Here is a 12,509-nt window from a genome sequence, read left to right on the forward strand (position 1 = left end):
CTCGCGGTCGATCCGGACTGCATCTCTCACGCGGCGCCCCGGAATGGCACATCGGGCCAGTTCCGCCCTTGTTTCACCGCACTGTTTCGCCCACCTCAAGTCTGCTAGCAAGACCAAGAGTTAGTCGGGAATTTTCTATGTCGGGACAGGGTAGCATTGTCATTGGTGGCGGCGCGTTTGCCGGGCTGGCGCTGGCCCTGGCGTTGCGCCAGGGGCTCGGGCCCGAGATCCCCGTCATCGTCGCCGACCCGGCGCTCAGCATGCGACCGAGCCGCGACCCCCGCGCCACCGCGATTGTCGCGGCCTGCCGCCGCCTGTTCGAGGCGATCGGTGCCTGGGACGACGTCAGCGCCGAGGCGCAGCCGATCTTGGACATGGTCGTCACCGATTCCAAGCTGGAGGACGCCACCCGTCCGGTGTTCCTGAATTTTGCCGGCGATATCGCGCCCGGCGAGCCCTTTGCGCATATGGTCGAGAACCGCCGGCTGATCGACGCGCTGGTGGTGCGCGCCGAAGCCGAGGGCATCGATCTTCGCGCCACCACGGTCGCGTCCTATGACGCGCGCAGCGACGGCATCGACGTGACGCTCGGCGACGGCAGTGTAATCGCGGCCGGCCTGCTGGTCGCCGCCGATGGCGCGAAATCGAAGCTGCGCGAGCGCGCCGGCATCGCCACCCACGGCTGGGAGTATGATCAGTCCGGCATCGTCGTCACCGTCGGCCATGAGCGCGATCACGAAGGCCGCGCCGAAGAACATTTCCTGCCGGCGGGTCCCTTCGCGATCCTGCCGCTCTCGGGAAAACGATCCTCGCTGGTGTGGACCGAGCGCCGCCGCGAGGCCGAGCGCATCATTGCGCTCAGCGATGAGGCGTTTCACGGCGAGCTCGAGCGCCGCTTCGGCCTGCATCTCGGCGAGGTGAGGGCGCTCGACAAGCCGCGCGCATTCCCGCTGTCCTATTTCGTGGCGCGCTCCTTCATCGCCGAGCGTCTCGCGCTCATCGGCGACGCTGCGCATGTCATCCACCCGATCGCGGGCCAGGGCCTCAATATGGGGCTGAAGGACGTCGCCGCGCTGGCCGAGGTCGTGGTCGATGCGGCGCGGCTCGGCATGGATATCGGCGGGGCCGACGTGCTCGAACGTTACCAGCGCTGGCGCCGCTTCGACACCATGGCGATGGGCGTTGCCACCAACTCGCTGAACTTCCTGTTCTCCAATCAGTCGACGCTGCTGCGCACCGTGCGCGACATCGGCCTCGGCCTCGTCGACCGCGCCCCGCCGCTGAAGAACCTCTTCATCCGCCAGGCCGCCGGTTTGACCGGTGAGATACCGCGGCTGTTGAAGGGCGAAGCGCTGTAGGAGAGAAGCGCTGTAGGAGAGGGGGCTACGACCCTCAGGACATCAGCTTCGCGCCCGCCATCAGGATATCGCTCGCGATCTGGCTGGAGCGGACCGCGAATTCGTCGCGGAGGCGAACGGCGGCGGCGGGGTCACTTTCGAGCACACGCTGAAACAGACTGCGCGCGACGCGGATGACGGAGGCGTGCTCGATCGCGATCGCGCTCGACGGCCGCTTCATCGGCACCACCAGCGCAAGCTCGCCGATCAGTGCGCCGGGACCTGCGATCATCTCCGCGCCGGCGCCGTCGTCGACCCGAAAGGCGCCGCGCTGGACCACGAAGCCGGCATCGGCCTCATCGCCGAGATTGAACAGGATGTCGCCGCGGACGAAATTACGTTGCTCGGAGCCGATCGCCAGCATGCGCAACGAAGCGTCTCCCAACAGGCGCAGTGTCGGGACACGCTCAAGAAGCGCTACGTCGTCATCGATCGACATTCAGGTCCGGGGCTCAAAAGGCACGCGATCTAAAGCGATTCGCACGCCCTTCAAGCGTATCACGGCACCAGCTTGTAGCCACCGGCTTCCGTGACCAGGATCTCCGGGTTGGCGGCGTCCTTCTCGATCTTCTGGCGGAGGCGGTAGATGTGGGTTTCCAGCGTGTGGGTGGTGACGCCGGAATTATAGCCCCAGACCTCCTGGAGCAGGGTCTCGCGCGAGACCGGCATCTGGCCGGCCCGGTAGAGGAAGCGGAGGATGGCGGTTTCCTTCTCGGTGAGCCGGACCTTGCGCGCGTTGGCCGCGGTCAGCATCTTCGAGCCCGGGCGGAAGGAGTAGGGGCCGACCGAGAACACCGCGTCCTCGCTGGCCTCGTGCTGGCGGAGCTGGGCGCGGATGCGGGCCAGCAGAACGGCGAAGCGAAAGGGTTTTGCGACGTAGTCGTTGGCGCCGGATTCCAGGCCCAAAATCGTGTCGGAATCGGTGTCATGCCCGGTGAGCATGATGATCGGGGCCTTGAATCCCCCCTTGCGCAGGGAGCGGACAACCTCACGGCCGTCGGTGTCGGGCAGGCCGACGTCCATCAGGACGAGATCGGGAGCATTGGCCTTCGCGGCGCTCGCGCCCTTGGCGCCGGTATCGACGGCGGAGGCTTCAAATTCTTCGTGCAGCGATAATTGCTCCACCAACGTATCGCGCAGATCGGTATCGTCATCCACGATGAGGATCTTGCGGGCATTGGCCATAGGGGTCATCCTTTTGGAGTCCGGTTCGGCGCGCATGCATGCTGCACCCAGCCGCGAGGGGAAGTTAGGGGGTCGCCATTATTATTGTTGTTCGTGTTGAAGTAGTGGGCTGTTACCGATTCACAAGCCAGAACCAGTCTAACTCAAAATAGCAGGGCGTTTCGATGAATGTCCTGTAATGAATTCGACATCGCACGTTCACATGAAAAACAAAGCTGCTTCAGTTGGTTACGTCAGGAATCGTGGCTCCGGGCCGCTCCGAGCGATCCGCGTTAAGCCTGCCGCCGGGAATCCGCGCCGGGGCTGGCTGACGGCTGGTGCGCTGACGATCCCTGTGGCGCTGGGACGGGGCGGAGTCCTGGCGAACAAGCGCGAGGGCGATGGCGGCACCCCGAGGGGCAGCTTCCGTCCCAGGCAATTATGGTGGCGGGGCGATCGCCACAGCCGACCGCAGACCTTTCTTCCGGCCCGGACCATCGGTGACACCGACGCCTGGTGCGAGGACCCCGAAGATCGCCACTACAATCAGGCGATCCGGCTCGGGCCGGAGCAGGGCGGTGACCGGCTCAAACGGGCCGACCATCTCTATGACTTCATCATCGAGATCGACCACAACACCAGGCCGCGCATCGCCGGCCGCGGCAGTGCCGTGTTCCTGCACCTGGCCCGCGACAATTTCGGCCCCACCGCGGGCTGCGTCTCCATGACCAAGGCAGCCATGCTACAATTGCTGCGGCGGTTGGGACCGCGCACAAGAATCGTCATCGGGTGAGGAAACATGCTCGACAAAGATCAGATCACCGCCGCATCGCGTGTCCTCGTCAAACATTGGCGCGATGGCACCAGGTTTGACACGCTGGAGACTTCTTTGCGCCCGCAGAGCCGCGCCGACGGCTACGCCGTCCAGGCGGCGCTCGAAACGCAGTCGCTCGGAAAGCTGTTCGGCTGGAAGATCGCAGCAACGAGCGAAGCCGGACAGAAGCATATCAATGTCGCGGGACCGCTGGCCGGCCGCATCATGAGCGACACGGTCATTGCCGATGGCGGCACCGCGTCGATGAAAGGCAATGAGATGCGCGTCGGCGAGCCGGAATTCGCCTTCCGCATGGGACGTGATCTGCCGCCGCGAGCGGCGCCGTACACAGTCGACGAAGTGCTCGCCGCCGTCGACGCCTTGCATCCCGCGATCGAGATTCCCGACTCGCGCTTCGGCGATTTCGCCAGCGCCGGCGAAGCGCAGCTCATCGCCGACAATGCCTGCGCGCATCTGTTCGTGCTGGGCGCACCGACGGCTGCGAATTGGCGTGCAGTGGATCTCGTCGAGGAGCGGCCGAAGATCACGCTGCGGGGCGCGCATTATCTCGGCCATGGAATGAACGTGCTCGGCGATCCCCGCGTTGCGCTCACATGGCTGGCCAACGAGCTGCGCGGGCTCGGAATCACCTTGCGGGCAGGGGAAGTGGTGACCACGGGCACATGCCATCCACCGCTGCCGATCCAGGCCGGCGATCAGTTTGCTGCGGATTTTGGCGTTCTGGGGAACGTGTCGGTTGGGTTTGTGTAAGTATTCTCACGCTCCGCTGTCGTCCCGGACAAGCGAAGCGCAGATCCGGGGACCCATAGCGACAGGAAGACGTTTGGCGAAGACTGGAGATTGCTTAACTTTCTCCGGTACGAACACCCGCCCATAACGAGAGATCACGCAGTATCGGTCCCTGCGTTCGCAGGGACGATAGCAACTACCGGTGTCCGAAGATCGCGCTCCCGACGCGGACATGCGTGGCGCCGAGCATGATCGCGGTGGCAAAATCCGCGCTCATGCCCATCGAGAGATTCTTCAAACCGTTGCGCTCCGCGATCTTGGCCGTCAGCGCGAAATGCGCCGCTGGCGGCTCGTCGACCGGCGGGATGCACATCAACCCCGAAATCGTAAGCCCATAGGTGTCGCGGCAGCTCGCGATGAAGGCATCGGCCTCCCCGGGGGCGATTCCGGCCTTCTGCGGCTCCTCGCCGATATTGATCTGGACGAACAGTTCCGGGCGCTTGTTCTGGGATTCGATTTCCTTGGCTAACGCTTGGCAAATGCTCGGGCGATCAACCGAATGGATGGCATCGAACAACGCGACCGCCTCCTTCGCCTTGTTGGATTGCAGCGGACCGATCAGATGCAGCGCGATACCGGAATAAGCGGACGTTAACGCCGGCCACTTGCCTTTGGCCTCCTGCACGCGGTTTTCGCCGAATACGCGCTGTCCGGCGGCGATTACCGGCGTAATTGCATCCGCGGCGAAAGTCTTGGATACCGCGATCAGCGTCACGGAGGCGCGATCGCGTCGCGCTTCCTTGCAGGCGCGGACAATCTCGGCTTCGACCGCGGCGAGCGCGTTTGGTGAATGGCCGGTTAGCGGCGCGGCGTTGGATTCTGTCATGGCGTCGGATCGGACCGGATTGTTGCGGAGCTAGTTCTAATTTTACCGAATTCAAGAAAGAGTTTTTGAACCCTTTGTTTTACCTTGGCCCATGGGGTGGGTCGCGCAGATGGCAAACGTCAGTTTCAACCGCAAACGAGTGAAACTCAAGCAGGTTCTCGGAATCCGGGCGCGGCTTGCGTTGCTCGCGGTGATTCTGGTGACGCCTTTGATGTTCGAGCGCGTCCGTTCGCTCGAGGACACGCGTGCGCGGCAGATCGCGCAGGCCGTGACCGAATTCACCACCATTGCAAGACACAGCGCCGATGCGCAGCGCGAAGTGATCTCGTCGGTCGAGACCATCCTGAAATCTGAAGCCTTCATCCGCGCCTCGGCCGGCGGCATCAGCAAGAGCTGCGACGTGCTGCGCGCAAGCCTGCCGTCGAACCTTCCCTGGATCCGCACATTGTTGATCGCCGGCCAGGACGGACGCATCCAGTGCGCCACCAACAACATGTATGTCGGCCTCGACCTCGGCGACCGGCCTTACTTCCAGCAGGCGCAGGAAACCGGCCGCTTCGTGCTGAGCGACTTCATCCTGTCGCGGCCCGTGCTGTCGCCGACCGTCATGGCGGTTTATCCGGTGTCTGCCTTCAGCGGTGTCGCGGATGCGGTCGTGCTCGCCACCGTCAACCTCGACTGGATGTCGAAGGTCATGAGCAATCTCGGCGGCCGTGCCGGCATCACCGCCGTGCTGGTCGACAGCGCCGGTACCGTGCTGGCCGCGCCGGCTGACCAGCACAGCGCGATCGGCCGTCCCCTCGACAACATGCCGCTGATGTCGGCGATCGCCGACAAGGCGCTGCGGTCGGACCAGGACGAAGGCTCGCTGTCTTTCCTCGCCGCCGATGGCTCCCGCCGCGCGGTCAGCTACATCCGCATCGCCGGCACCAATGCCCGCCTGATCGCCAGCATCGACGAGGACAAAGTGTCGGCGGCGGTCAGCCGCGACATCCGCACCGCCTATCTCCAGCTCGCCTTCGTCGTCGTGTTCGTCCTGCTCGGCGCGCTGATCGCTGCCGAGAAACTGGTGATCAAGCCGATCGAGATGCTCGCCGACATGGCCAAACGCCTCGGCGAAGGCGATTTGTCGGCGCGTGCGGCACGCAATCGCCTGCCGGCCGAGTTCGTGCCGCTGGCCCGCGCATTCAATGCGATGGCCGCGCAGCTCAGCCAGCGCGAGCGCGAGCTGATCGCGAGCAACGACCGCCTGACGGTGATGGCCTCGATCGACATGTTGTCGGGTCTCGCCAATCGCCGCGGCTTCCAGAACCGGCTCGACTTCGAATGGATGCGCGCGCAGCAATATGGCAGCGACCTCGCGCTTCTGATGATCGACGTCGACCACTTCAAGCTGTTCAACGACACCTACGGCCATCTTGAAGGCGATTCCTGCCTGACCAGGCTCGGCGAATCGCTGTCCGGCATTGCCGCCGACACGATGGGCTTTGCGGCGCGTTATGGCGGCGAGGAATTCTGCCTCTTGCTGCCGAACACCGACGTGACGGGCGCCGCCGAGATCGGCGAGCAGGTGCGCGCGGCCGTGCTGAAGCTGTGCCTGCCGCACATCACCTCCGCCCACATGATCGTCACCGTCTCGATCGGCGTCGCCGCAGCAAAGCCCAACGAGAGCCTGCGTCCCGGTGATCTCATCGAAGCCGCCGACGCCGCGCTCTACGCCGCAAAACACCGGGGCCGCAACAACGTCGTCGAGCACGGCATCCTGGTGATCGAGAATGGCGCGACTGACATGGTGATGGCGGGCTGACCGCTAGAGCCAATTCCGTTCCGATTGCATCGGAACAGGGCTCCAGATTCTTGTTTTGACGCGTTTTCTTTACGCGAACCGGTACCCACTTCGCTCGAAAACGCTTTAACCCGCAGCCCCGGCACGATCGAGCTCGATCTCCGTCACGACGCGATTGCGGCCGCCGCCCTTGGCGAGGTAGAGCGCGCGGTCACAGCGCTCGATGAGATCGGTGATCGCCTCGCCGGTCCGGTATTGTGCCACCCCGATCGACACGCTGATGTTGGGCAGGACCTCGCCGGTCGAGCGTCGCGTAATCCTGCACTCCGCGATCGCGTGCCTGATGCGTTCGGCGATCTCGGCACAGGCGGCGAGATCGGCATCGGGCAGCACCGCGATCAGCTCCTCGCCGCCATAGCGGGCCGACAGATCCTGGTCGCGAACTTTTTCGCGCAGTACCTTGGCCATCAGGCGGAGCACCTGATCGCCGACGCTGTGGCCGAAATTGTCGTTGAAGGTCTTGAAGTGGTCGATGTCGAGCATCAGCACACTGAGCGGCTCGCCCCAGTCCGCAGTCGTCTGCACCTTGCGCAGGAATTCATCGAGCGCCCGCCGGTTTGCAAGGCCCGTCAGCGTGTCGGTCCGGGCGCGCTCCTCGGATTTGGAGAGCGAGTCGCGGATCACGTCGAGCTCGCGGGTCTTTTCCGCAAAGCCTGCCTCGAGCCGCGTCGCTTTCGTGGCGGCGCGTGCCAGCTCGTTCATGAGCTGGCCGACCAGCGCCTTCGGATCGACGCCGGCCTTGCCCTGGTCGGCGACCTCGCTGATCGCCTGCATCTGGGAATGATTGTCGGCGATCGCGGTCGCCAGAAACTCCTTCGCCGTACCCATGAGGGCATGCAGCCGCTCGGAAGTGACGACGACGGCACTCACCTGGGGCGCGACATAGGTCTCGAACAGATCCTGATTGGTCCTGCTGTCGAAGGAACGGTTGTGGTCGATCAAGAGATCGATGGCGTTGCGCAAATCGTCATGGCTGCCCGCGAAATATTGGAACCAGACTGCAAAATTGGTCGGCGTCGGCGGAATCCGCTGCTCGGCCATGCTCCGCATCGCCCGTCCGGCGATGGACGCGGCATAGTCGTGATCGAGATCGTCGAATCCTGAATCCATCGCCTATCGGGTGCTGTTGGCGGCCAACCTCGCACTGACCCCTTAATCCGATCCGAATAGGCTGCACCGTACTTTTGCGGAGCAGCCTTGCGGGGCGCCGCCGCCAGAGGCAACCCATTGACCCCCTGAGGACTTCTATGGCCTAGTCCGCCGTCTTTAGACGGCCGAATCCACGAAAACCCAACGATTCCATGACCTCCGAACGCTACAACGCCCGCGACGCCGAACCGCGCTGGCAAGCCGCCTGGGACCAGCAGGCGATCTTCGTCTCGAAGAACGACGATTCGCGGCCGAAATACTACGTCCTGGAGATGTTCCCCTACCCGTCCGGGCGCATCCATATCGGCCATGTCCGCAATTACACGCTCGGCGACGTGCTGGCCCGCTTCATGCGCGCCAAGGGGTTCAACGTGCTGCACCCGATGGGCTGGGACGCCTTCGGCCTGCCGGCCGAGAACGCCGCGATCGAGCGCAAGGTCGCGCCGAAGGCATGGACCTACGACAACATCGCCGCGATGAAGAAGCAGCTCCGCTCGATCGGGCTGTCGCTGGACTGGAGCCGCGAGATCGCGACCTGCGATCCCTCCTATTACAAGCACCAGCAGAAGATGTTTCTGGACTTCCTGCGCGAGGGCCTCGCCGAGCGCGAGAAGCGCAAGGTGAACTGGGACCCCGTTGACATGACCGTGCTCGCCAACGAGCAGGTGATCGACGGAAAAGGCTGGCGTTCGGGTGCCGTTGTCGAACAACGGGAAATGAACCAGTGGGTCTTCAAGATCACGAAGTACTCGCAGGAGCTGCTGGACGCGCTGGACGGACTGGATCGCTGGCCGGACAAGGTGCGGCTGATGCAGCGCAACTGGATCGGCCGCTCCGAGGGCCTGTTGATCCGCTTCGCCCTGGATGCGGCGACGACGCCGGCCGGCGAGAGCGAGCTGAAGATTTTCACGACGCGGCCCGACACGCTGTTCGGCGCAAAATTCATGGCGATCTCGGCGGATCATCCGCTGGCACAGGCGGCCGCCGCAAAGAATCCGAAGCTTGCGGAGTTCATCGCCGAGATCAAGAAGATCGGCACTGCGCAGGAGGTCATCGACACCGCGGAGAAGCAGGGTTTTGATACCGGCATCCGTGCGGTTCATCCGTTCGATCCCAGCTGGAAGCTGCCGGTCTATGTCGCGAATTTCGTGCTGATGGAATACGGCACCGGCGCGATCTTCGGCTGCCCCGCGCATGACCAGCGCGACCTCGACTTCGTCAACAAATACGATCTCGGCAACACCCCGGTCGTTTGCCCCGAAGGCCAGGACCCGAAGACGTTCGTCATATCGGACGCCGCCTATGACGGTGACGGCCGCATGATCAATTCGCGCTTCCTCGACGGCATGACCATCGATCAAGCCAAGGACGAAGTTGCAAAACGGCTTGAAAACGAGCTGCGCGGCAACGCGCCGGTCGGCGAGCGTCAGGTCAATTTCCGCCTGCGTGACTGGGGCATTTCGCGCCAGCGCTATTGGGGCTGCCCGATTCCCGTCATCCATTGCCCGACATGCGACGTGGTGCCGGTGCCGGATGCCGACCTGCCGGTCAAGCTGCCTGACGACGCAACCTTCGACAAGCCGGGCAACGCGCTCGATCATCACCCGACCTGGAAGCATGTCCCCTGCCCCAAATGCGGGGCGAAGGCGCTGCGCGAAACCGACACCATGGACACCTTCGTGGATTCGTCCTGGTATTTCGCGCGCTTCACCGATCCCTGGAACGAGAACGCACCGACGACGCCCGCTGTCGCCAACCGGATGATGCCGGTCGACCAGTATATCGGCGGCGTCGAGCACGCGATCCTGCATCTGCTCTACAGCCGCTTCTTCATCCGCGCGATGAAGGCGACCGGCCATATCGCGATGGACGAGCCGTTCGCCGGCATGTTCACCCAGGGCATGGTGGTGCATGAGACCTACCAGAAGGCCGACGGCACCTATGTGCAGCCGGCCGAGGTGAAGATCCAAGTCGGCGGCAATGGCAGGCGTGCGGTTCTGATGGCGACCGGTGAGGACATCACCATCGGCCCGATCGAGAAGATGTCGAAATCGAAGAAGAACACGGTCGACCCCGACGACATCATCGAGACCTACGGCGCCGACGTCGCCCGCTGGTTCATGCTGTCGGACTCCCCGCCCGACCGCGACGTGATCTGGAGCGACGAGCGCGTCCAGGGCGCCTCACGCTTCGTGCAGCGGCTATGGCGGCTGGTGAACGATGCCGTCGAACTCGGCAAGGCCGCGCCGGCGGCTCGCCCGGCGAGCTTCGGGGCTGATGCGACCGCCTTGCGCAAGGCCGCCCATGGCGCGCTGGACAAGGTCACCACCGGGATCGAGCGGCTGCACTTCAACGTCTGTCTCGCCCATATCCGCGAATTCGCCAATGCGTTTTCTGAGGTGCTCCAGCGCCCCGGCGAGCCCACCCCCGATCTCGCCTGGTCAATCCGGGAGGCCAGCCGGATCCTGGTCCAGCTGTTCTCCCCGATGATGCCGCATCTGGCCGAGGAGTGCTGGCAGGTCCTGGGCCATGGCGGGCTGGTTTCCGAGGCCAATTGGCCCCAAATCGAACGCGATTTGCTGGTTGAAGACAGCGTGACCCTGGTGGTCCAGGTCAACGGCAAGAAGCGGGGTGAGGTCACAGTTGCAACAGTGGCCCAGAATCCGGAAATCGAGGCTGCCGTTTTGGCCCTCGATGCGGTAAAACTGGCCCTGGACGGCAAGCCCGTCCGCAAGGTGATCATCGTCCCCAAGAGGATCGTGAATGTTGTCGGCTAGGATCCGCATCGCAGCCCGCTTGCTGGCAGTTGCCGCATTGGCGGCGCTGACGGCCGGCTGCTTCCAGCCGATGTATGCCGAGCGTACCGACGGCGCCCCGGGCCTGCGCGAAAAACTGATGGGGGTCGAGCTGCCCCCGATCGCCAAGGCGAATGCCTCCCGCGAAGCCCGCGTCGGCGTCGAGGTCCGCAACGCCTTGGCCTTCAAGCTCTACGGCACCGCCACGGGAATGCCGCCGACCCACCGTCTGGAGATCCGCTTCGCATCCAGCCGCACGTCCCTGATCGTCGATCCCAATACCGGCCTGCCGACCAGCGAGAATTACGGCATCGACGCCCAGTACAACCTGGTCGAGGTCGTCAGCGGCAAGTCGGTGATGACCGGCACCACGTTCTCGCGCGTGTCCTATGACATGCCCGGCTCCTACCAGCGCTTCGCCCGCAACCGGGCCTATCGCGATGCCGAGGACCGCGCCGCCGTCGAGATCGCCGAGAACATCACGACCCGGCTCGCCTCGTTCTTCACCGCCGGCACGTAATTCATTCCGTCATTCCGGGGCTCGCCGAGCGAGACCCCGGAATCTCGATCCTCCACCTCTGGATTCCGGGTTAGCGCTTGCGTGCCCCGGAATGACGAGCCTTAGGCAACATGGTCGCGCTGCGCGGAAAAGAGATCGACGCCTTCCTCGCCCGTCCTGATGCGGGTCGTCCGATCATCCTGCTCTACGGTCCCGATGCCGGCCTCGTGCGCGAGCGCGCCGATGCACTGATTGCCTCAGCCGTCGACGACGCCAACGATCCTTTCTCGCTCGTTAAACTCGACGGCGACGAGCTCTCCGCCGAGCCGTCGCGGCTCGTCGACGAAGCCATGACGGTGCCGTTGTTCGGCGGCCGCCGGGCCATCCGCATCCGCGCCGGCTCGCGCAGCTTTGCCAGCGGTATCGAGACGCTGGCGGAGATGAGCGTGAAGGATTGCCGCATCGTGATCGAGGCCGGCGAGCTGCGTCCGGAGGCGCCGCTGCGGAAAGCCTGCGAGCGCGCCAAGCTGGCCGTGGCGATCGGCTGCTATCCCGACACCGAGCGCGACCTGGCCAAGCTGATGGAGGACGAGCTCCGCATCGCGAACTTGCGCATCGCGCAGGACGCCCGCACCGCGCTGATGTCCTTTCTCGGCGGCGACCGCCAGGCCTCACGCAACGAGCTGCGCAAGCTCACGCTCTATGCCCACGGCAAGGGCGAGATCACCCTGGATGACGTAATGGCCGTGGTGGCCGATGCCTCCGAGCTGAAGCTCGATCCGATCGTCGACGGCGCCTTCGCCGGCCGGCCCGACATCGTCGAGACCGAATTCGCCAAAGCGATGATCGCCGGCACCTATCCTGGCGTGATCATCTCCGCCGCGCAGCGCCAGGCCGCGTGGCTGCACAAATCCGCGCTCGCGATCGCCGACGGCACGCCGGCCTCCACCGTGCTCGACGGCGGATTTCCGCGGCTTCACTTTTCACGAAAGCCTGCGGTCGAAACCGCGCTGCGCAATTTCAGCGTGACGCGGCTCGCAGGGATCATCGAGCAGCTCGCGACCGCCGCGCTCGACACCCGCAAGCAATCCACCCTCGCCGCCGCCATCGCCCAGCGTACGCTGATGGCGATCGCTGCGAATGCGAAGCGGCGGGGATAGGCCCCGCTCTCTCCGTTGCGAGCGCAACTCTCTCCACACGTCATTGCGA

At 64.4% G+C, this 12,509-nt stretch carries 11 protein-coding genes; 7 read left to right on the forward strand and 4 right to left on the reverse strand.

Annotation, left to right across the window (positions count from 1 at the left end; genetic code table 11):
* Nucleotides 1-137: 137 nt before the first annotated feature.
* Nucleotides 138-1,358 (forward strand): ubiquinone biosynthesis hydroxylase, encoded by a 1,221-nt coding sequence (locus tag IVA80_RS03100; RefSeq protein ID WP_247425562.1) that lies wholly within the window; start codon nt 138-140, stop codon nt 1,356-1,358.
* A 34-nt stretch (nt 1,359-1,392) separates the two neighbouring features.
* On the opposite strand, the gene IVA80_RS03105 is transcribed toward IVA80_RS03100, so the two are convergent.
* Nucleotides 1,393-1,836, reverse strand: coding sequence for a cyclic nucleotide-binding domain-containing protein (locus IVA80_RS03105; RefSeq protein WP_247425564.1), 444 nt, complete (start codon nt 1,834-1,836; stop codon nt 1,393-1,395).
* Nucleotides 1,837-1,895: 59 nt separating this feature from the next.
* Complete coding sequence (locus IVA80_RS03110; protein ID WP_007598630.1) at nt 1,896-2,582, reverse strand: response regulator transcription factor; 687 nt, start codon at nt 2,580-2,582, stop codon at nt 1,896-1,898.
* A gap of 202 nt (nt 2,583-2,784) precedes the next feature.
* Between IVA80_RS03110 and IVA80_RS03115 the strand changes: the two genes are divergently transcribed.
* Nucleotides 2,785-3,354 (forward strand): L,D-transpeptidase family protein, encoded by a 570-nt coding sequence (locus IVA80_RS03115; RefSeq protein ID WP_247425566.1) that lies wholly within the window; start codon nt 2,785-2,787, stop codon nt 3,352-3,354.
* Between the two features lie 6 nt (nt 3,355-3,360).
* A complete protein-coding gene (locus tag IVA80_RS03120) occupies nt 3,361-4,146 on the forward strand; it encodes a hydratase (protein WP_247425568.1) in 786 nt (261 codons plus the stop codon).
* Nucleotides 4,147-4,321: 175 nt separating this feature from the next.
* On the opposite strand, the gene IVA80_RS03125 is transcribed toward IVA80_RS03120, so the two are convergent.
* Nucleotides 4,322-5,011 carry a YggS family pyridoxal phosphate-dependent enzyme gene (locus tag IVA80_RS03125; protein WP_247425570.1) on the reverse strand — a complete coding sequence of 230 codons (690 nt, stop codon included), beginning with the start codon at nt 5,009-5,011 and terminating at the stop codon, nt 4,322-4,324.
* 109 nt (nt 5,012-5,120) lie between these two features.
* Between IVA80_RS03125 and IVA80_RS03130 the strand changes: the two genes are divergently transcribed.
* Entirely contained in the window at nt 5,121-6,818 is a 1,698-nt protein-coding gene (locus IVA80_RS03130) for a diguanylate cyclase (RefSeq protein WP_247425572.1), read from the forward strand.
* 105 nt (nt 6,819-6,923) lie between these two features.
* Here IVA80_RS03130 and IVA80_RS03135 read toward each other — a convergent pair whose 3' ends face one another.
* Nucleotides 6,924-7,967: a GGDEF domain-containing protein gene (locus IVA80_RS03135; RefSeq protein ID WP_247425574.1), complete on the reverse strand. Its 1,044-nt coding sequence runs from the start codon at nt 7,965-7,967 to the stop codon at nt 6,924-6,926.
* 191 nt (nt 7,968-8,158) lie between these two features.
* Between IVA80_RS03135 and leuS the strand changes: the two genes are divergently transcribed.
* The 3 genes from leuS to holA all read left to right on the forward strand — a co-directional run bounded on the left by leuS (nt 8,159) and on the right by holA (nt 12,460).
* Nucleotides 8,159-10,783, forward strand: coding sequence for a leucine--tRNA ligase (gene leuS / locus IVA80_RS03140; protein ID WP_247425576.1), 2,625 nt, complete (start codon nt 8,159-8,161; stop codon nt 10,781-10,783).
* Complete coding sequence (lptE, locus tag IVA80_RS03145; RefSeq protein ID WP_247425577.1) at nt 10,770-11,321, forward strand: LPS assembly lipoprotein LptE; 552 nt, start codon at nt 10,770-10,772, stop codon at nt 11,319-11,321. The genes leuS and lptE overlap by 14 nt, the downstream gene beginning before the upstream one ends.
* A gap of 110 nt (nt 11,322-11,431) precedes the next feature.
* Complete coding sequence (holA, locus tag IVA80_RS03150) at nt 11,432-12,460, forward strand: DNA polymerase III subunit delta (RefSeq protein ID WP_247425579.1); 1,029 nt, start codon at nt 11,432-11,434, stop codon at nt 12,458-12,460.
* Nucleotides 12,461-12,509 lie beyond the last annotated feature (49 nt).

The organism is Bradyrhizobium sp. 139, from assembly GCF_023074175.1.
Classification (GTDB): Bacteria; Pseudomonadota; Alphaproteobacteria; order Rhizobiales; family Xanthobacteraceae; genus Bradyrhizobium.